The 19,695-nt window shown below is 65.9% G+C and carries 17 protein-coding genes; 12 read left to right on the top strand and 5 right to left on the bottom strand.

Translation table 11 applies throughout. The features are described from left to right. Positions 1-76 precede the first annotated feature (76 nt). The 3 genes from QOL69_RS17280 to QOL69_RS13385 all read right to left on the bottom strand — a co-directional run bounded on the left by QOL69_RS17280 (position 77) and on the right by QOL69_RS13385 (position 5,653). Positions 77-3,145, bottom strand: coding sequence for a hypothetical protein (locus QOL69_RS17280; RefSeq protein WP_321169515.1), 3,069 nt, complete (start codon positions 3,143-3,145; stop codon positions 77-79). A gap of 615 nt (positions 3,146-3,760) precedes the next feature. Next, a complete protein-coding gene (locus QOL69_RS13390; protein ID WP_283403560.1) occupies positions 3,761-4,810 on the bottom strand; it encodes an RNA-guided endonuclease TnpB family protein in 1,050 nt (349 codons plus the stop codon). Positions 4,811-4,990: 180 nt separating this feature from the next. After that, positions 4,991-5,653, bottom strand: coding sequence for a DUF6517 family protein (locus QOL69_RS13385; RefSeq protein ID WP_283403559.1), 663 nt, complete (start codon positions 5,651-5,653; stop codon positions 4,991-4,993). 140 nt (positions 5,654-5,793) lie between these two features. Between QOL69_RS13385 and QOL69_RS13380 the strand changes: the two genes are divergently transcribed. Then, a complete protein-coding gene (locus QOL69_RS13380; protein ID WP_283404245.1) occupies positions 5,794-6,534 on the top strand; it encodes a hypothetical protein in 741 nt (246 codons plus the stop codon). Positions 6,535-6,657: 123 nt separating this feature from the next. Further along, complete coding sequence (locus QOL69_RS13375; protein WP_283403558.1) at positions 6,658-7,140, top strand: peroxiredoxin family protein; 483 nt, start codon at positions 6,658-6,660, stop codon at positions 7,138-7,140. A 55-nt stretch (positions 7,141-7,195) separates the two neighbouring features. Here QOL69_RS13375 and QOL69_RS13370 read toward each other — a convergent pair whose 3' ends face one another. Both QOL69_RS13370 and QOL69_RS13365 read right to left on the bottom strand, forming a co-directional pair. Beyond that, the gene (locus tag QOL69_RS13370) at positions 7,196-7,705 is read right to left on the bottom strand and encodes a DUF7097 family protein (protein ID WP_283403557.1); all 510 of its coding nucleotides are present in this window, start codon (positions 7,703-7,705) and stop codon (positions 7,196-7,198) included. Between the two features lie 94 nt (positions 7,706-7,799). Next, positions 7,800-9,146, bottom strand: a complete 1,347-nt coding sequence (locus tag QOL69_RS13365; RefSeq protein WP_048077332.1) for an alkaline phosphatase family protein — start codon at positions 9,144-9,146, stop codon at positions 7,800-7,802. A gap of 150 nt (positions 9,147-9,296) precedes the next feature. Here QOL69_RS13365 and QOL69_RS13360 point away from each other — a divergent pair, with 150 nt between their 5' ends. From QOL69_RS13360 to QOL69_RS13315, 10 genes are all read left to right on the top strand, one after another. After that, positions 9,297-11,315: an ATP-binding protein gene (locus tag QOL69_RS13360; protein WP_283403556.1), complete on the top strand. Its 2,019-nt coding sequence runs from the start codon at positions 9,297-9,299 to the stop codon at positions 11,313-11,315. Positions 11,316-11,400: 85 nt separating this feature from the next. Beyond that, positions 11,401-12,354 (top strand): PhzF family protein, encoded by a 954-nt coding sequence (locus QOL69_RS13355; RefSeq protein WP_283403555.1) that lies wholly within the window; start codon positions 11,401-11,403, stop codon positions 12,352-12,354. 61 nt (positions 12,355-12,415) lie between these two features. After that, positions 12,416-12,610, top strand: a complete 195-nt coding sequence (locus QOL69_RS13350) for a DUF7333 family protein (protein ID WP_048077330.1) — start codon at positions 12,416-12,418, stop codon at positions 12,608-12,610. Positions 12,611-12,688: 78 nt separating this feature from the next. Beyond that, positions 12,689-13,639: a calcium/sodium antiporter gene (locus QOL69_RS13345; RefSeq protein WP_283403554.1), complete on the top strand. Its 951-nt coding sequence runs from the start codon at positions 12,689-12,691 to the stop codon at positions 13,637-13,639. Positions 13,640-13,737: 98 nt separating this feature from the next. After that, positions 13,738-15,156, top strand: coding sequence for a D-aminoacyl-tRNA deacylase (locus tag QOL69_RS13340; RefSeq protein WP_283403553.1), 1,419 nt, complete (start codon positions 13,738-13,740; stop codon positions 15,154-15,156). A gap of 146 nt (positions 15,157-15,302) precedes the next feature. Further along, a complete protein-coding gene (gene ftsZ, locus QOL69_RS13335) occupies positions 15,303-16,460 on the top strand; it encodes a cell division protein FtsZ (RefSeq protein ID WP_283403552.1) in 1,158 nt (385 codons plus the stop codon). Between the two features lie 75 nt (positions 16,461-16,535). Further along, positions 16,536-16,712 (top strand): protein translocase SEC61 complex subunit gamma, encoded by a 177-nt coding sequence (locus QOL69_RS13330; protein WP_006628863.1) that lies wholly within the window; start codon positions 16,536-16,538, stop codon positions 16,710-16,712. After that, positions 16,712-17,164 carry a transcription elongation factor Spt5 gene (locus QOL69_RS13325; protein WP_006628864.1) on the top strand — a complete coding sequence of 151 codons (453 nt, stop codon included), beginning with the start codon at positions 16,712-16,714 and terminating at the stop codon, positions 17,162-17,164. Before QOL69_RS13330 ends, QOL69_RS13325 begins: the two co-directional genes overlap by 1 nt. Positions 17,165-17,312: 148 nt before the next feature. Continuing rightward, positions 17,313-18,275, top strand: a complete 963-nt coding sequence (artA, locus tag QOL69_RS13320) for an archaeosortase A (RefSeq protein WP_048077325.1) — start codon at positions 17,313-17,315, stop codon at positions 18,273-18,275. A 149-nt stretch (positions 18,276-18,424) separates the two neighbouring features. After that, the gene (locus tag QOL69_RS13315; RefSeq protein ID WP_283403551.1) at positions 18,425-19,672 is read left to right on the top strand and encodes an MgtC/SapB family protein; all 1,248 of its coding nucleotides are present in this window, start codon (positions 18,425-18,427) and stop codon (positions 19,670-19,672) included. Positions 19,673-19,695: the final 23 nt, after the last annotated feature.

The following is a 19,695-nucleotide window of genomic DNA, read 5'->3' as shown; positions in this document are numbered from 1 at the left end:
TCGGCAGCGCCGACGGAGGCGGATCGTCCGACGCCGTCGTTCCGACGCGTCGAGGGTTCGACGGTCTCTTCGCGGCTCATGCGCGACGGCGAGCGAGGAGCGCCGCGGACGCCACCGCCGCGAGCGAGCCGAGGGGACCGAACCCGGGGAGGTCGTACGCGGTCGACCGGATCGGCGCGTCGTCGTATCCGAGGTCTCTCGCGGCGCTCTCGTCGGAATCGCTCGGTTCGGTGGTATCGGCCGATTCGGTCTTCCCGGCTGCCGCCTCGGAGCCGCTCTCGGATCCCCGGTCGGCGTCCGGTCGATCGGTCTCCGCGTGCGGCTCTCGCGCCGAGGAATCGTCCGCATCCTCCGCCGTTCCGTCGGCTCCGAAAAGTGCCGGCGGTCCCGCGGACGGCGGAATCTCCGACGGACCGGGTGCGACCGTGATTCCGGTTCCCGGAGGGGCCGTCGCTCGGTCGGTATCGGGACCGCGCGACCCGTTGGCCACCTCCTGACCGCTCCCGTTCGAAGCGGTCGCGTCCGAACCGTCGCCGCCGGTATCACCGGCGCTCGGAGAGCCGCCGGCCGGCACGCCCGAACTGCTGGAGCCGCCCGAAGCCCCAGAGCTGCCGGAGCCGCCCGAACCGCCGGACTCGACCGGGGCTCCGGAAGTGTCGTCCGCGTCGGAACCGTTTCCGGCCCCCGGTCCGGCGATGGTCCCGGTTCCGGCCGGACCGCCCGAGCCGGTCGGGTCGGCCTCGGTCGACCCCGGCGTGTCGGATTCGTTCGCGCTCCCGTTCGTCACGGGTTCGTCGACCGGGTCGGCGGCGTACGTCAGCCGCGTCGTCACCGGGTCGTCGCCGGTCCGGTTCAGTCGCTCGTCGTCGACACGGAATCCGGCTTCGAACGTCTCGCCGTCGGCGGGCGGCGTTTCGGTACCGAACGCGGTCTCGCCGTCGGCGACCAAGAACAGACCGGTGCGGTCGAGGTGGACCGTCGATTCGTTCGGGACGGGTCCGAGCGCATCCCCCTCGGTAGGGTCGGTGGCTTTGCTCGCGTTCGTCCGGGTCACCCCGAAAGAGAGGCCGTCGAGCCGAGCGAGGTCTGCGCCGCGGTCCAGCGACGCGTTCACGGCGGCCGGGAGACCGGTCAGTCCGGTCGCGTTCACGCCGTAGACAACCGTGTCGTTCGCGCCGGCGGTCGTCGCCGCCGTGAGCGTTCCGTCGGCGATCGCATCGCGGACCGCGGTCGCGTTCTCGAAGTCCCCGGGAACGGCTTCGCGCGTGGTGTACGCGGTGAGATCAGTTGTCGACCGCGGCGTTATCGTGACCGTTGCGGTGTCGTTCGCGGCCGCAGTGCCGTGTTCCGACCGCACCGTCACGTCGTACGTCCCGGGTGAGATCGGATCGGTGTTACCGGTGATCGACTCGACGCTGACACCGGACCCCGTCGTGACGAACTCCGACGGCGAATCCGGCGACGCGTACGTGTTGATTGTAATAGGTGTCGGACCTGTATCGGTCGTCGTGAGGTTGAGCGTGGTAATGTTACCAGTTGAAGAGGACAGTGAAACTGAGGATCGAGGATACGTTGAATTGATTGATAAATTAAGATAGCCACCATTGAATAGTTCTTGGCCGTAATTAGTAAGAACTTCTGGCTTTTTTGCCTCAACAACATCCACTCCCTGAGTAGCGATCACACCTGCGTTTGGGTCATACACTGTCACGCTATAATTTCCGGACTGAGAAACAGGGATAGATCTGCTAGCACTAGAATTTCTGTCAAACAGAATCTCATCACGATATACCACAGAACTTGAATTTGTCACGTTAAGAACTGCTCCACTGCTTGCCCCCTCCTGCTCAATATGTACCAGTATCGGAGAATTTTCTGCTGAATCAGTTGCCTCAATATTGATTTTGGGTTTAATTAGTTCGATCGTAGTATTTTGAGATTCAGATCTAGAACTCAACGAGTAATGTCCGGTCTCAAGCATATCCGTACCAAATTCATAGATTCTGGTTACATCTGTTGTATTTATTCTTCGGACAATACTTCCATCTGCTTTGGAAAGGAGATATTGTGTTTCATTTTGTGATTTGAATCCAATATTCGAGCCCTGATTGATCGTATATTTTTCGTTATCAGAGACTATCGTAGCGATACGAGTAGGCGAATTATAGCTATTATTGAGTGGTGTACTATTTGATTTAGAGATAATATTTTCAATTCGGATATGTTCAATTGGAGAAGACATAACAGACTGATTTGATATATTTACATATAAGATGCTATCTTCCACGTTATATTTTTGATTATGGTCGTTAAGTCGGATCTCTGTTGTATTGTTATCTAAAAATCGAACACGGATCTGGCCTTGTGATTCAGATATGTCTGTATTAAATTCAAATAGAAGTGTGCCATTGTGGTCGCTTCCAGTTTGAGTTTTGCTAAGGTGGAACGGACCTCCTACAAGTTGAGCAGGTACTGAAATATTAATTGTTGCTGTGTCCACGGCGTATATTGTGTCGGATCCATCCTTATTCTGCGGAGAATGTATACCAATAAGAACATCCGTTTCACCCCTGATATCCGTACCGCTGAGAGATATGTTTTCACGGGGTAAATCCACGGTTCCAATTTTTCGTCCAACACTACCATCATGATTTTTCTCCCAAATTGTTACAGAAGAATTAAATTTTAATCTGTTATTAACAGAGTAGTTATACAGAATTGATTCCGTTGTCTCGTCATATGCCCCGGTTTTAACGTTAATAGACAGTGGAGAAGAAATTTTGAATTCGGCAGATCTTCCCATTCCACCTTCTCTGGCGGTATAAGAAATTTCCCGATTTATTTTCGATCCGTTTCTCTTATATAGACTAACACTTGTCGTATCGATATTATCGATATAGAGGTCAAATAGTCCGGATTTTGGAATTACGGAGTTGGCGATGACAATCGTTGCATCTGAACTATTTGGTTCCTCTATGTACACTCCAGAATTCTTTGTCTCTTTGTCGGATGTAATTCGGTATGAGGTCTCATTGTGATCCAGTTGCGCTCCGGAAGCAACGAGATCTCCCACATGAACTTTGACAGGACCACTAGTCTGAGCCACTTCAATATTGGAAACTACTTGCTCTTCATCTGTCCCCACGTCAAGATTACTTACGCTATCTACGTTAAATACTATGCCAGATGCCACGATTGTCCCTGAGTTTATTAGTATTACAACGGAACCGATCACAAAGCAGACAACAATACCGACCGACACCCATCGAAGCGATCGCATCCGGATCATAGCGAAGGAGCCACGAATGCCAGAGCAGTCGCTCTCGGGGCAACGCGGGGTCGAGAGGGTTGACCCGGTGCCCGCGAAGCGCCGCTTGTCACACCGCGGGATATCTCACTCGGGCCGATCGCTTATAAGTGACTTACGGAGCCGAAAGCTTCCGATCGAGAGAATAATCGCAGGATGATAGCCCGTCCGTCGAAAAGATACGCAAGTATTAGGTTCTCAGCCGCGAGTTGACATCCTCCCCGCGCTAAAGCGCGAGGATTCCCCGAAGGGGATATTCAGGTTGCGCGTTTCCTCGGGGTTCAAGTACGCTTCCGCGTGACCCGTCGAAGGTCGCCACCGAGTTGTGACCAACGGTGTGCTTTCCAGCGCGTACAGCCCTGTCAATGGGGCCTTCCTCCCCGCAATCTGCGGGCGTCAATGACGACTGGTTTTTCAGCCAGCGAGGTAGCACGGTTCGCCTCACCTGAGGTGTTAGGCCGTACATGGTTCTCCCTCCCGTTGTGCGATGTTCTCCGAAGCGTTCAGGTCGGCGTGGCGTCCGCGACCGCACTCCGAACACGAAAAGTGGTCCCCATCACGGGTTCCCATCGAACCACAGACCGAACACTTCTGACTGGTGTGATACGCATCGACCTTCTCGACACGAATACCAGCGTATTCGGCCTTGTACGTGATGAACTGTTGGAGTTGGTGGAAATGCCACGAGTGAACGCCCGACCACGAACTGTTCTCGCGGATGCCTTCGAGGTCTTCCATCCGAATGACAGGGTTCTCGAATTGTTCCGCGAACGTGATGAGGCGACGGGAGAGTTTATGATTCAGGTCTTTGATTCGACGCTGTTCTTTGTCACCCACGCGGTTGCGTGCGCGAAGCGCACCCGCTTCCGAAAGCGAATCGCGTAGGGAACGATATTTGCGTCGAACGTACTTCGCCTCACCACCCGACACCAGCATCGACTCGTCCTCACCGTAGGCAGTCGCAGCGAGGATGTGACGCTCACCGATATCGATACCGATGGGGGTCTCACCCGACGTGTCGGCGTCGTATTCGATGTTGAACGTACAGTACCAGTCGTCGCCGCGACGATAGATCTGTAGACGGGTCTTGTCAGCGTCCCCCTCGACCAGTCGGTCTACGGGGTCGACAATGTCGTCGTACACTTCGATAGGCGTGTACCACCATTGGGAGACGCACGGGAACCCGACGACAACCGAGCCATTCTCGGTGGTGTCGATCTCCCAGTTCTGGTTGTTGACGGCGAACGGCTGACTCTCTCGGTAGCGAACCGCTCCATCCTTGCTGTGGTCGGATTTCGCCTCTCGGATGGCTTGGTTTTGAATGGCCGAGTAAAGGTCGTTGTCGATGCTGGCTGTGGTCACGGATTTGCCGAAGTCGCCGTTCTCCCATCCGTCGATACAGAACTGTTTGGTGTCACGGTAGAGTCGAGAGGCATGTTGCCACTCCCTCCGCCGTGAGAGAGATGGGTTGTGGAACTTCGCGGTGACAGTCACCGTGACCATTACATTTGTAACTGAGTACGCCCTATTAAATATCTATCGGAATATCAGGCTATGCTATCGTCGGCAGTTTGTGTAGTCAATTATCGGATTCATCCCCGCCCTGAAGGGCGGGGCTTTCTCCTTGATTCTCCGTAACGCAGAAGTGCGAGGAAGGGGCTGCCGGGGAAGTCGCCGAGGCGGTTAGTGTTCGATCGATCTCATCATCGAGAGCAGCTGTTCAGACTGATCGATTTCCTGCGGGTGGACGCCGACTGTCACGATGACGTCATCGCCGTCCTGAACGGTGGCGATGTAGACGAGGACGGGAACATCCTCGACGGAACCACTTTGGTTGCTGGCGTCGTTGACGTCCGCGCTGACGGTCGTTTCGAGGATCGAGACGGTGGTCTCTTCGCCCAGAATAGTCTGTGTCTCTTCGCCGGCCTCCTCGATGTCGTCCGTTTGGATCTCGGTCCCGTTGCCGCCGATCCCCTGCTGGTCGATCTGGTCGAGGAGCCGTCGGATGAGCTCCGCGCCCTCGACTCTGACGAGCGGGTTGACCGACTGTCCGGCAACCGACTCGTTCGGGGTGCTCGCCACGAACAGCGCCGACCCGATCTCGTCGTTGGTGTACTGGGCGACCCACGTCGTCGCCGACACCTCTACGTTCACGCCGGTGGCGTTGAACTCCCGATCGATAGAGAACGATTCCGGCTCCTGACCGGAGAACCCGTCTGCGTACGCGCTCTCGGGAATCCGTGCCGGCTCCGCGTTGAGGTCGAGGTTCTGGTCTTGGCCGGCGCACCCGGCGACGGCGACCGAGGTCGACGCGGCGAGTGCCGCGAGCAGCCCACGTCGGTTCATACGAGTACGTAGGTCAGTACGCTTCTTTAAGACTATCGGCGCGGATATCGGTCCCGAGAACGCCGCAGCCGAAGGCACAAAGTTCACGTCGTGGCGCACGCGACGTGAGGCAAATGGAACGCCGAGGACAAACAGGGCTGGTGGAAGCCCTCTTCTTAGATGTCGTTCGCCTCCACGAGACGTGGATGGAGATTGTCTTCCCACGACAGCTCGACCCGAGCGCGGTCCTAGGAAAGTGGAAGCCCGAAAGCGCCGTCCAGTCGATCGGCTATTACCTCTGGGCGGTGCTCGGTGCGCCGCTCGTGGCGGTCGCGTACCCCCTGCTGCTCGTCGGGTTCGCCACGCGCTACTACGCGGCGAAGCTCGACTCGGCGGTCACCCGCATCGGAATCGCGGGTACCGTGCTCGTCTCCGCGGTCGCCTGGGGGACGCTCACGGTGATCACACACCTCCAGCTTCCCTTCGACGCGGTGATCGCGGTCGGCGCGGCGAGTACGGTGGCGGTCGTCTCGGCTGCCCTCGCCGCCGGCTTCTCGAAGCTCGGCGGCCGGTTCGTCAGCGTCCTCCTCGCGTACCCGTTCGCGATGACGGCGCTGTTCTTACCGCCCGTCGTGGCCGCGCTCGTCACTCCCACCTTAGAGGAGCTGATCCTCCCGCCGAGCTACGAACTCGCGCGGTGGATCCTCGACACGTTCCTCTCGGTCGGCGGGATCAACGAGGTCCTCCGCGGCGCGTTCGACCTGGAGACGTTCGGCGAACAGTGGGGACTGCCCGGGTTGGGGTACGTCCTGATGTGGCTCGGCATTTCGGTGCCGCTCGGCTGGTTCCTCGGGCTGCTCGTCGTGCTCGCGAACCTGATCCGCCCGACCTCGGACGCCTGAGTCGGTCGGCGTCGCGCACCCGGTCCAGCCCGCGTCCGGCCCCAGGCGGAACCGTCTGGCCGACTGTGCGCGGTCGCCGCCAGTCCACGCCGGAGTGAAATGGGACCGCGGCGGATCGGAATCGTGTCACTCGAACACTCGCACGCGCCCGACTTCACGCTCGAATCCACGTCCGGCGAGACCGTCACGCTGTCCGAGACCCTGGCGGACGGGCCGACGGTCGTGTTGATCAACCGCGGTCACTGGTGTAGCTTCTGTGCGGAACAGCTCCAGACGTTCAGCGAGGTCTCGTACGACCTCTGGTTCAACGACGGCGTGGACGTGCTCCCGGTCGTGACCGACCCGATCGGTCCGCTCACCGAGATGCGCGACCGGTACGGCCTGGACATCCAGTTACTCGCGGACCCGGACGGCGAGGTCGCGGACCGGTACAGCGGGACGGAGGAGACCGAGCGGGGCGTCACCGGGATCGCCGCGACGTACGTGGTCGACGGCGACGGCGACGTGCGGTACGAGCAGGTCGCCGACAACCCCGGCGACCGCACATACGGGAACTACGTCCGCTACTTCGTCCGCCAGGAATTCTCTGACCCGTTCGACGGGTGACGCCGAGCGGTTCGTTCGACGGGTGACGCCGAGGCCGTGCCGCGTCGACACGTGATCAGGAGTCGTCGTCGACTCGCTCGGCGGCGGTCCCGAAGGAGAGTTCTTCCTGCTGTCGCGCCTTACGCGTCTCTCGCTCCGCGATCGCCTCGGGATCCGGACTCGCGTCGTCGTCGATCCGCGCGACCGACCCGTGGACCTTCGCGTGACACCAGCGACACAGGCCGACGGTGATCTCGTGCGCGTCGTCGCCGTCGTACGAGAGGTGGTGTTCCTCCACGAGCGGGCGGGCGTTCTCGTGAGCCAACCGCACGTCCCCTATACCGCACCGAACGCACGCCTTTGCGTCGGTCGTCGATCGGTAGTGGGGACACGCGCGCCACTCGCCGTCGGCACCGACGTGACAGTCGTAGCCCTCGGCACGGCGGTCGGCCGAGAACTCGGGGTCGTCACTCGCTCGGGTCAGCGCGAAGCGGCATCGGCCGTCGTCGGTGAGGCGGTCGCAGACGCCGGCGACCTCGTACGGGTCGTCGACGCCGACGGGGGTTCCGTCGGGGGTGCGCTCCATGGGACCGGGTGGCGGCGGATACACTTCAATTCGGTCGGACCGACGCGTCGTCCGACCAAGACTCGGACGAGACTGGCCGCGTCGTGGGCGCGACTCAGACGAGGCTGGCCCCGTCGAAGTCGGTGCGCCCGTAGTCGATGTCGAGCAGTTTGAGGAGGGTAGGCGCGACGTCGAGGAGGTCCGCGTCCCTGACGGCCGCGTCGGGGTGGTCGACGAACAGCGCGGCATCGCCGAAGGCGTGCATCCCGGTCCGCGGCCCGTCGGCGTCGAACACGCCGTCGTTCGGGCGGAAGCCGGCCTTGAGGTCGAACCCGTCGTTCGGCACGACGACGAGGTCGGGCGCGATAGCGGCGTGGTCGCCCCGGAACGCGGTCTCGCGGTCAACGACGCGGTCGGCGACCGGGTTCCCGTCGGGACCGGTCCACGACTCCAGCGCCTCGCGGAGTTCGGCGCGCGTCTCCTCGTACTCCGGCTCGGGGACGACGCCGTTGGGCTCGCGCCCCTCGACGTTGAGATAGAAGCGGCCGGGGACGAGCGAGTACGCGCGGGCGTCGTCGTCGATGTCGGCGAGCGCGTCGTGGTCGTCGTCCTCGTAGGAGAGCCACCCCTCGCGTTCGAGCCACTCGTTACAGTAGACGTCGTAGTCGAGTCGGGTGAACCCGTGCGTGGAGCCGACGACGAGCGTGACATCGTTCGGGAGCGCCTCGCGGATCGAGCCGATGTGCTCGTCGAGCGCGGCGTGGAAGTCGAGCAGTTCCTCGCGGTACGTCCCGCCGTCCTCGTAGTCGCTCCACAGGAAGTGGTTGACGCGGTCGGGGGCGGTGAAGACGCCGACGAAGAGGTCCCAGTCGTCGCGCTCGACGTACCGCTCGAACGCCGCGGCGCGGGCGTCGAGGGTCTCGCGGGCGTGTTTCAGGAACGCCGTCTTGTCCGCCTTGTGGCCGAGCTTCGCGTTGACCGACAGCCGGTAGTCGCTGCCGGTGAGGTACTCGCGGAGTTCCTCGGGGTGAGCGGCCGCGTCGAGGTCGGGCGAGAGGTAGCCCGAGACCATCCGCTGGACGGTCCGCTGCGGCGGAAACGTGACGGGGACGTTCAGCACGGTCGCGTCGAGTCCCGCGTCGGTCGCGCGGTCCCACACCCGCGGGGCCTGGACGTCGCGCCCCATCGGCACGTACGTGTCGTAGGAGCCGACCTCGCGGTCTTGGAAGCCGTACACGCCCGTCTCGCCCGGGTTCTTGCCCGTCGTGAGGCTCGGCCAGCACGCGCTCGACTCCGCCGGGAGAATGCTGTCGATACCGCCTCCCCCGCCGCCGTCCGCGATCGCCGACAGCGTCGGGAACGTCTCCGGGTTGTCGGCGACCAGCCGGTACGAGAGGCCGTCGATCCCGATGAACGCCACGCGCGGGGTGTCACTCCCTCGCAGCCGGTCGAAGAGGCCCATACCCCCCTATCCGCGGTCGGAGGCAAAAGGATTGACATCGGCGGGCGAGAGCGAGGGGCGAGCGGCCCGGACGCGGGTGCGGTCGTCCGACCCGTCGAACGCCGCCGCCGGACCCACATACACAAGTGGATTCGGCGGGAGGTGCGAACGATGACCCCGGAGCCCGTGCGGGTGCTGCTCGCGGACGGCGACGACCGGTTCGCCGACGCGCTGAGCGACGCGCTCGATCGGGCCTCGGGAGCCGCGATGATGTCTCGCGTCCGCGGCCACGCCGCCGCCGTAACCGCCGTGGAGACCGAACCGTACGACTGCGTCGTCACCGAGTACGACATCGACGGGGGAGAATGCGGAGTTGACGCCGGGGTCGACGGCGCGACGAGCGGACTCGGCGTCCTCCGTCGCGTCCGCGAACGCGACCAAGCGCTTCCCGTGTTCCTCGTCACCGGAGCGGGCAGCGAGCAGGTCGCGGCCGCCGCCGTCAACGCCGACGCGACCGGCTACCTCCGGAAGGGGGAATCGCTGGGGGACGACGAGAGCGTCACCGAGACGCTCGCGGAGCGGATCGGCAGCGCGGTGGCGGCCTACCGGTCGGAGTCGCAGTCGCACGCGTTCGGCGAGGACCGAGCCGAGATCCTCGATCGGATGGCGGACGGGTTCATCGCCGTCGACGGCGACGACGCCATCACGTACCTCAACGCGCAGGCGGCCGCGCTCGCCGGTACGGTCGACGGGCGCGGACGCGGAGCAGACGGGACAGAGACCCGGGGCGACGACGCGGTGTCGGGCGACGAGGCGGGCGACAAATCGGTCGACGCGGACGCGCTCGTCGGGACGAGCCTCTGGGAGGCGTTCCCGAACGCGGCGGGGACCGAGTTCGAGGCCGCCTTCGAGCGCGCCCGGGAGACCGGCGATCCGACCGAGGCACAGACGTACTACGAGCCGGCCGCCAGCTGGTTCGAAGCGCGGATCTACCCGTCCCCGACCGGCGTCTCGGTGTACTTCCGCGACGTCACCGAGGCGGTCGAAGAGCGAGAGGAGATAGAGCGCCGGGAGCGGGTGATGCGCCGGCTCTACGAGATCATCTCGGCGAAGGACGACCCGTTCGAGGGGAAGGTCGAGAAGCTGCTCGGGCTCGGACGCGACGTCCTCGGCGCGGAGTCGGGGCTGCTCTCGCACGTTCAGGGGAACCGGTACGTCGTCGAGATCGCCGACGACGCGACCGGATCGTTCGAGGCGGGCGCGGTGGTCGACCTGTCGGCGACCAACTGCGAGCGCGTGGTGTCGACGGAGGCCTCGCTTCAGGTACACGACATCGCGTCGGACCCGGACCTGTCCGCGCGCGCCGGGTTCGTCCAGCAGGGCATCTCCTGTTACGTCGGCGCGCCCGTGGTCGTCGACGGCGACGTGTACGGGACGTTCTGTTTCTACGACCGCGAGGACCGACCGGTCCCGTTCTCCGAGTGGGAGGCGACGCTGGTCGACCTGATGGCTCGCTGGGTCGGGTACGAGTTAGAGCGCCGGGAGACCCAGGCGGAGATGCGCCGCGAGCGCGACCGCCTCGACCAGTTCGCGAGCGTCGTGAGCCACGACCTCCGAAGCCCGCTCAACATCGCAGCGGGCAACGTGGATCTGGTCCGGGAGTCGGTCGACGACGAGCGGCTCGACACGACGGCGAAGGCGCTCCGTCGGATGGAAGAGCTGATTGCGGACGCGCTCTCGTTCGCCCGGCTCGGCGAGCGCGTCGTCGACGCGGAGGCCGTCGACCTCGACTGCGTGGTCGATGAGGCGTGGACGACGACCGCGACCGGCGACGCGACGCTGGACGCGGCGGCGCTCGGGACCGTCGTCGGCGACGCTTCCCGGGTCCGGACGCTGTTCGAGAACCTGTTTCGTAACGGCGTGGAACACGCCGGCGACGCCCCGACCGTCACGGTCGGCTGGGACGACGACGTCCTCTACGTCGCCGACGACGGGCCGGGGATCCCGGAGGCCGACCGCGAGCGGGTCTTCGAGACGGGGTACACGACGAGTCGAGAGGGGACAGGGTTCGGACTCGGCATCGTCAAGGCGGTGGCCGAGGCCCACGGGTGGACCGTGCGGGCCACCGCCGCGGACGGCGGCGGCGCGCGGTTCGAGTTCGGAGACGTGGTCCGCCGCCGAGAGGACTGACTGACGGCGGGACGCGACGGGTCCGATCCGCGCACCGCCGACTCGCTCGGGAGGCTTTTTGTCCGTGACTCGCCGAGGGGTCGACATGGAGACCCGACGCGCGCTGCTCGTCGACGCGTTCGCCGCGGAGCCGCTGGCCGGGAACGCCGCCGGCGTCCTCCTCGACGCCGAGGGACTGAGCGACGACCAGATGGCCGCAGTCGCCGCCGAACTCGGTGCCTCGGAGACGGCGTTCCGCACCGACGGGGACGAGACGACCGAGGGCGGGGAGGCGGTCAACACGGTCGACGGCGGGGAGCCGGTCGACGACCGGCTCCGCTACTTCTCGCCGACTACGGAGGTCGACCTCTGCGGGCACGCCACGATTGCGACGTACGGGGCGCTGTTCGCCGAGGGGGCTATCGACGGGGGCGAGCGCACGCTCCGCACGAACGTCGGCGACCTCATCGTCGCGGTCGACGACGACGGGACCGTCTGGATGCGACAGCAGGCACCGAGCGTGGAGGTCGTCGACGTCGACCTCGGTCGGGTCGCGGACGCGCTCGGGATCGACCCCGCCGCGCTGCGCGACGTGGGCGCGGACCTCCCCGTCGCGGTCGCATCGACCGGGCTTCCGTTCCTCGTCGTCCCCGTGAACTTCCTCGAACGGCTCGGCGAGGCCGACCCGGACGACGAGGCGATCGAGCGCCTCTCCGAGGAGTTCGACGTCGCGGGCGTGTACGCGTTCACCTTCGACACGCTCGAAGGCGACTCGACGCTCCACGGCCGGGCGTTCGTCCCGTCGCTCGGGATCTCGGAGGACCCGGTCACGGGCACCGCGAGCGGCGCGGTCGGGGGATACCTCCGGCACGTCGACGCGTTCGACGGGGACGAGCCGGACGAACTCCGCTTCGAACAGGGCCACTTCCTCAACCGCCCGGGGTACGTCCGGGTCCGCATCGAGTCGGATGGGGTCCGCGTCGGCGGGCAAACGACCGTCTCGCTCGACGGCGAGATCCGGATCCCCGACGACGAGGACGACGAGATCATCGAAGCGTGAGCCGTCGCGGCGGTCGCGCCGCGGACCGAACGTTTAGCATCACTCGCGGCGTACGAACCCCATGGAATTCGACCTTCCGCGCGCGGCAGCGATACTCGTACTGATCGTCGCGATCGGCGCTGGCGGCCTGATCGGTGCCGGAATGATGCCCCTTCAGACGACGCTGATGATGGTCGTGCCGTCGATGCTCGTCTTCGGAGCGGTCGCGTTCGCGCTCGGCGTGAAACACGGCGAGTTCCGGTCGGCCCACGCCTGATTGCGGAGCGAAACCGACCGCCGTCCGACCCGGATCCGAATCACGACGCTTTTGAAACGGCGACGCGAACCCGGAGCCGTGCTGCCCGGGTCGCCACTCGTCGAACTGCTGTTGATCGCCGGCGGCGTCGCCCTCCTGTACGTCGGTGCCGAACTGCTCGTCTCCGGCGCGAGCGACCTCGCGCTCGCCGTCGGGCTGAAGGCGTCGACCGTCGGCGTCACCGTCGTGGCGTTCGCGACGACGGCCCCGGAACTCTTCGTCTCCCTGCTCGGCGCGGTCACGGTGTCGACCGACATCGGACTCGGCGCGATCGTCGGCTCGAACATCGCGAACATCGGGCTGGTGTTGGGCGTCTCCGCGCTCATCCGCCCGCTCGACGTCTCTGACACCGTGTTCCGCCGTCACGTCCCGTTCATGGTCGTCGCCGCGCTGCTGCTCGTCGGTCTCGGCTGGGACGGCCGGATCGGACTCGTCGACGGCGTCGTGCTGCTGGCGGCGCTCGTCGCGTTCACCGCCGCGGTCCTCCGGAACGTCCAACAGAACCAGTCGGCCATCTCCGAGGCGGAACGGGACGAGATGCCGGACGCGAAGGCGCGCGACGTCGCGGCCGTGGTCGGCGGAATCGTCGCGCTCGTCCTCGGTTCGCGGTGGCTGATCGACGGCGGCGAGTCGCTGCTGTCGGCCGCGGGCTTTTCGGACATCTTCATCGGCCTCACGGTGCTGGCGCTCGGCACGTCGCTGCCGGAGCTGGCCGCGAGCGTCGTCGCCGCGGTGCGCGGCGAGGCGGAGTTCAGCGTCGGCAACGTGGTCGGCTCGAACATCTACAACGTTCTCGCCGTCATCGGCATCGTCGCCGTGGTGACGCCCATCGGCGTCTCCCCCGCCGTCCGCGGGTTCGAGTTCCCCGCGCTGCTCGCGTTCACGGCCGTCGCGGTCGGAATGATGGCGTACGGCGAGCGGATCACCCGCGTCGACGGCGCGGTCCTCGTCGTCGGCTACGGCAGCTTCGTGTACCTGTTGCTGCCGTAACGGGGGCGGGGACCCCATAGTACGGACCGGAGACCCGCAGTACCGCGAGCGCGCCGCGAACCGACGGGTATTCGGTCGCGCGCGGCCGAGTCGGGAGCGTGATAGCGATCGTCGTCAGCCGTGCCGACAGCGCCTCGGCGCACATCGGCGAGCGGCTCTTGGAGGTCGGCGACTGGGAGGCCCGCGAGGACGGTTCGCTGCCCGACGCAGAGGGCGGCGGGACCTACTACCGGACGGAGGGGTTCGAACTCCGCGAGTTCGACGACCTCCACATCCACCTGTCGGACCCGGTCGCCGCGTTCGACTGCGACCCGGCGTTCCTCGCGTTCGTCTCCCGGCACTCGGGCGAGACCGGGGAGCTCCTGACCGCGCACGTCACCGGGAACTTCGGCGGGGCCGAGTACGGCGGCGAGCCGGAGTCGCTGGCGCGGGCCGCGCCCGGCGCGGAAAAGCGCGTCGTCGAGGCGCTCGCCCGGCACGCGCCCGAGGGGTACGAGGTCGGCATCGAGTGCACGCACCACGGGCCGACCGACGTCTCGGTCCCGTCGCTGTTCGTCGAACTGGGCTCCGACGAGCCGCAGTGGGCGGACCCCGAGGCAGCCCGGGCGGTCGCGCGGGCGGTCCTCGACCTGCGGGGGACCGGCGCGGACTTGGTCGACGGCGACGGGATCAGCGACGCCGAGGGGACCGCCGACGGCGACGCGGCCCGGCCGCGTCACGTCGTCGGCTTCGGCGGCGGTCACTACGCGCCGCGGTTCACCCGGATCGTCCGCGAGACCGAGTGGGCGGTGGGCCACGTCGGGGCCGACTGGGCGCTCGGCGACCTCGGCGCGCCCGAGGCGAACCGCGGCGTGATCGACGCGGCCTTCGAGCGGAGCCGAGCCGACCGAGCCGTGATCGACGGCGACCGTCCCGACCTCGCCGCGGTCGTCGCGGACCTCGGCCACCGCGTCGTGAGCGAGACGTGGGTCCGGGAGGTCGGCGACGCGCCGCTCCCGCTCGTCGAGGCGCTGGAAGACGCGATCGGTCCCGTCGACGAGGGGCTGCGGTTCGGCGCGGTCGAGCCGGGCAACCCGGCCGAATTCGCGGTCCGCGACCTCCCGACGGACCTGCTCGCGCGGGCGCAGGGACTCGACGCCGACGCGGCGCGGGAGGCGGTCTCGTCCGCCGCCGTCGCGTTCGACACGGAGCAGGGGGGAACCCGCGCGGCGGGGAGCGTCGCGTTCACGTCGGCTCCGGACGCACCGGGGTACGCCGACCTCGTCGAGGCGCTCGCTGCGGTGCTTGAGACGGGCTACGACGCGGTCGAGGTGCTGCCGGAACAGAGCGCGGTCGTCGCCCGGGAGACGGCGTTCGATCCGGCGCTGGCCGCCGAGCGAGGGGTTCCCGAGGGGCCGGCGTTCGGCCGGCTCGCCGACGGCGAGCCCGTCGAGGTCGACGGTGAGACGATCGAGCCGGACGACGTGTCGCGGAGCCGGAGCGACCGGTTCCCGATCGACGCGGCCGCGCTCGACTGATTTATAAGCGGCCCCGAGTCGGCGGATCTCGGGTGTGATATCCGTACTCTCGGCGGTCGGCGGCGAACGCCGTCGATTTCGGCGTCCGACCCGCGTCAGACGATCGGGCAAAAATAAATACGTCCGGGTCGCAACGACACCACATAATGGACTCCATCGTAGAGGACGCCATCGACGAAGCCGAAGAGGCCCCCGCAGACGACGCCGGGGGAGCCGGCGAGAGCGCCGCCGGAGGGAGCGCCGGCGCGCCGCCACAGACCGGAACGATGACCGACGACGAGCTACAGGACGTCCTCCAGGACCTCCAGACGAACATCACGGTCGTCGGCTGCGGCGGTGCCGGCGGCAACACGGTGAACCGGATGACCCAGGAGGGGATCCACGGCGCGAAGCTGGTCGCCGCGAACACCGACGTCCAGCACCTCGTCAACATCGAGGCCGACACGAAGATCCTCATGGGCCAGCAGAAGACGCAGGGCCGCGGGGCCGGCTCGCTGCCGCAGGTGGGCGAGGAGGCCGCCATCGAGTCCCAAGAGGAGATCCAAGACGCCATCGACGGCTCCGACATGGTGTTCGTCACCGCGGGGCTGGGCGGCGGGACGGGGACCGGCTCCGCGCCGGTCGTCGCGAAGGCCGCCCGGGAGTCCGGCGCGCTCACCATCGCCATCGTCACGACCCCCTTCACCGCAGAGGGCGAGGTCCGTCGCACGAACGCCGAGGCCGGCCTCGAACGCCTCCGCGACGTGAGCGACACCGTCATCGTCGTCCCCAACGACCGCCTGCTCGACGCGGTCGGGAAGCTCCCGGTCCGGCAGGCGTTCAAGGTGTCCGACGAGGTGCTGATGCGCTCGGTGAAAGGTATCACCGAACTCATCACGATGCCCGGACTGGTCAACCTCGACTTCGCCGACGTCCGCACCGTCATGGAGAAGGGCGGCGTCGCGATGATCGGCCTCGGCGAGTCAGACTCCGACTCGAAGGCGCAGGACTCGGTGAAGTCGGCGCTGCGCTCGCCGCTGCTCGACGTCGACATCTCCGGCGCGAACTCCGCGCTGGTGAACGTCACCGGCGGACAGGACATGTCCATCGAAGAAGCGGAGGGCGTCGTCGAGGAGATATACGACCGGATCGACCCCGACGCGCGGATCATCTGGGGGACCTCCGTCGACGACGAACTCGAAGGCGAGATGCGCACGATGATCGTCGTGACCGGCGTCGAGTCGCCGCAGATCTACGGCAACAACGGCGAGCCGCCGGAGGGTGACGCGCCCAGCGATGTCGAGGACATCGACTACGTGGAGTAGTTCGACGCCCCGAGTTCGACCGCTCAGCGGCGCATCAAAAGGTAAAAACCGTCCCGTCTCGAATCCGCTGGTAACATGGACGTTCCGTACGATCTCAACAGTTACATTCGGGTGCTGAAGCTGGCGAGCACGCCGAGCACCGACGAGTTCCTCCAGGTGTCGAAGATCGCCGGTGCCGGAATCCTGCTGATCGGGTTCATCGGCTTCCTCATGTTCGCGATCATGAGCCTCCTCCCGGGGGTCGGCGCGTAATGCCGATCTACTCGGTCAAGACGACGGCGAGCCAAGAGCGCACCGTCGCCGACATGCTCGCCGAGAAGGAGATGCCCGAGATCCAGGCCGTCATCGCCCCCGACCAGCTCACGAGCTACGTGATGGTCGAGGCCACCGACGGCACGGTGTTCGAGCGGATTCTCGACGAGATCCCGCACGCGAACGGCGTCATTCAGGGCGGCGACGGGCCCGCGGAGAGCCCCTTCTCCGAGGTCGAACACTTCCTCTCGCCGACCCCGGACGTGGAGGGGATCGCCGAGGGCGACATCGTCGAACTGATCGCCGGGCCGTTCAAGGGCGAGAAGGCGCGCGTCCAGCGGATCGACGAAGGGAAAGACCAAGTGACCGTCGAGCTGTACGAGGCGACCGTCCCGATCCCGGTGACGGTCCGCGGCGACCAGATCCGCGTCCTCGACAGTGAGGAGCGGTAGCTCCTCATATTGAGCGAGCGGCGCGACGCGCCGCGAGCCGACAGCGAGGAGCGGTAGTCCCTCGGGTCGAACGGACGTCGCGCCGCTCTCCCGCGCGACTCGCACGTAACGACAAGGGCTTTATTCGACGACGACGGACGATACGGACATGTTCGGCCACGGCGTGCCGGCGGTGTTGAGCGTGATCCCCGACACGTTCACGTTCGCGTGGATCGTGGCGGTCCTCTTCGCGGCGTCGTGGCTGCTCGACAGCCGCGGACTGGACGCGGGCCGCGCGCTCGCGGCCGCGACGTGGGCGCTGTTCGGACTGTTCTGGCTGTCGACGGTACCGTACTTCGCGTTCGAACACCAGAGCTACGTGGAGGCGATCCTCGCGCTCGTCGGCTTCCCAGCCAGCGTGTACGCGGGGTACCTCCTGTACAACGGGCGCGCGTCGCTTTTTACCCTCACCCGGGCCATCGCATTCATGTTATTCATCTACCTCCCGTTCGAGACGATTCCGGCGTTCACCGTCGCCGGGGTCGCGGTCCCGGAGCCACGGCGGATCCTCATCGAGGTCGTCGCGGCGCAGACGGGAACGCTCATCGACCTCCTCGGCTACGCGCCGGAGGCGGTGACGAGCAGCGAAGGGTACGACGCGGCGTACTCGTGGACGCTCGCCGACGGCCACACCGTCGTCATTCACATCGTGCTGGCGTGTACGGGGCTGGGAAGCATCGCCATCTTCGGCGGCCTCGTCGCCGCCGTCGAAGCGCCGCTCTCTCGGAAACTCCGCGCGCTCGCGGTGTCAGTACCGCTCATCTACGTGCTGAACGTCCTCCGGACGACGTTCATCTCCGTGGTGGCGGGCAACCAGTACATGCACTGGTATCCGGATCTGGTGTTGGCGATGTTCGGCGCGAGCGACCCGTACCGCGTCTCCTTCCTCATTTCCGACCGGATCATGAGCCAGCTGTTGGCGGTCGTGGCGCTCATCGCGATCACCTTCCTCGCGGTGCGCGAGCTGCCCGAACTCGCGGTCATCTTAGAGGACGTGCTGTACCTGATCACCGGCGAGGAACACGACCTGACGGAGGCACTCGACCTCCCACGCGAGCCGACGAATCGGTAGCGGACCGGTTCCGTCCCGCGGCGTTCCAGAAATATATACCACTATATAGCAAGCCATAGACGTGGGGAACGGATACCGACGGCCATGATCGCGAGGACGCAGGTCGGAGCAGCCCGTTCCGGGGCGCGGCCGCGGCGAGGTGGTCGGCGGTGATGGGTGCGATCGATCCGTTCGTCTACCTGGAGACGAACGTCGCCAAGCTGGTGTTGGCGACCGCGCTCGGCATGTTCCTCGGGCTGGAACGCGAGTGGTCACAGAAGTCGGCGGGGATCCGGACGTTCGCGCTCATCAGCCTCGCGGCGGCGGTGTTCTCGCTGCTCGACGAGCCGGGACTGCTCGTCGTCGGCGGCGTGTCGGTCGTCGCCAGCGCGGTGCTTCTGGCGGTCCGGAGCTTCGTCGAGACCGACGTCGACGGGCTCTCGCTGACGACGTCGGCGTCGATGCTCGTCGCCTACGGGGTCGGCGTCCTCGTCGCGCAGGGGCTGTTCATCGAGTCGGTGACGGTGGCGGTGCTGTCGTCGCTGTTGCTCGTGTTGAAGCGCGAGCTCCACGAGTTCGCGTGGGGGCTCTCCCGCGAGGAGGTCCGCAGCGCTGTGGAGTTCACCATCCTCGCGTTCGTCGTCTTCCCGCTGTTGCCGGCCGAGACCGTCGACCCGTGGAACGCGGTCCAGCCGCGGCTCGTCTGGTCGCTCGTGGTCGCGGTCAGCGCCATCGGCTTCGTCAACTACGTGCTGGTGAAGCGGTATCAGGGGCGCGGCTACGCGGTCACGGGATTCTTCGGCGGGCTGGTGAACTCGACGGCTGTCGTCGCGGAGATGGCGAAGCGGGCGAAGGGGCGGGCCGACCTCGGCGAGATCGCGGTCGGATCGATCCTCCTCGCCAACGCCGCCATGGCGTTCCGGAACGCCGCGGTGGTGGCCGTCTTCGTCCCGGAGGCGGCGCTCGTCGTCGGGGCCCCACTGGGCGCGATCACCGTCGCGGGGATCGGGGTCGCCGTGTGGCGCAGCGACTGGCGGACGACGATGGAGGCGGAGCTGACCTCTCCGTTCAGCCTACGTAACGCCTTGACGTTCGGCGGGCTCTTCCTCGTCGTGTTGCTCGTCTCCGCGGTCGCCGAGGAGACGTTCGGCGCGGGCGGGTTCGTCGCCACGTCCTTCCTCGCCGGGTTGGTGTCCTCGGGAACCTCGACGACGACGGCGGTCTCGCTGCTCGGGACCGGACAGATCGGCGTCGACACCGCGGTCGCGGGCGTGGTCGCCGGCACCGCCGCCAGCATCCTGATCAAGACCGCGTTCGCGGCGAGCATCGCGCGGGAACTGGTCCGGCCGGTGTTCCTCTGGAACCTCCTGTTGATCGTCGTGGGCGTGGTCGCCGGGCTGCCGCTGCTGCTGTTGTGAGGCTCCGTAGGCCGGGGCTGGCC

This window comes from Halorubrum sp. DM2 (assembly GCF_901686465.1).
GTDB lineage: Archaea > Halobacteriota > Halobacteria > Halobacteriales > Haloferacaceae > Halorubrum.
The sequence above is the reverse complement of the archived record's forward strand: the minus strand, read 5'-3'. Positions and strand labels throughout refer to the sequence as shown.